Here is a 613-nt window from a genome sequence, read left to right on the forward strand (position 1 = left end):
CGGAGGCGGGCGAGGAGGGCGTGTTCGACGAGGGTGATGAGGGCGCTCTTGGCGCTGTCCCGGCGTCGGGCGTCGAGGGTGACGACGGGGGTGTCGGGGCCGAGTTGGAGTGCTTCGCGGACCTCGTCGGAGGTGTGGGGCTGGTGTCCGTCGAAGCCGTTGAGGGCGACGACGAAGGGGAGTCCGCTGTTCTCGAAGTAGTCGAGGGCGGGGAAGCAGTCGGCGAGGCGTCGGGTGTCGACGAGGACGACGGCTCCGATGGCGCCGCGGACGAGGTCGTCCCACATGAACCAGAAGCGGTCCTGTCCGGGGGTGCCGAACAGGTAGAGGATGAGGTCCTCGTCGAGGGTGATGCGGCCGAAGTCCATGGCGACGGTGGTGGTCGTCTTGCCGGAGACGTGGCTGAGGTCGTCGATGCCGGCGGACGCGGAGGTCATGACGGCTTCGGTGCGCAGGGGGTTGATCTCGGAGACGGCGCCGACGAGCGTGGTCTTGCCGACACCGAAGCCGCCGGCGACGACGATCTTCGCGGAGGTGGTGGCGCGGGTGGGGGCGGCCGCGTTAGAGCTTGCGAAGTCCACTGAGGACCCTTTCGAGCAGCGTGACGTCGGGC

1 protein-coding gene is annotated in these 613 nt (G+C 69.2%); it reads right to left on the minus strand.

Annotation, left to right across the window (positions count from 1 at the left end):
* On the minus strand, positions 1-581 hold a 581-nt coding region (locus PUR61_RS19165), incomplete at its 3' end, for a GTP-binding protein (RefSeq protein ID WP_329880176.1).
* Positions 582-613: the final 32 nt, after the last annotated feature.

Origin of the sequence: Streptomyces sp. BE20 (genome assembly GCF_036322525.1) — a bacterium.
Taxonomy (GTDB): domain Bacteria; phylum Actinomycetota; class Actinomycetes; order Streptomycetales; family Streptomycetaceae; genus Kitasatospora.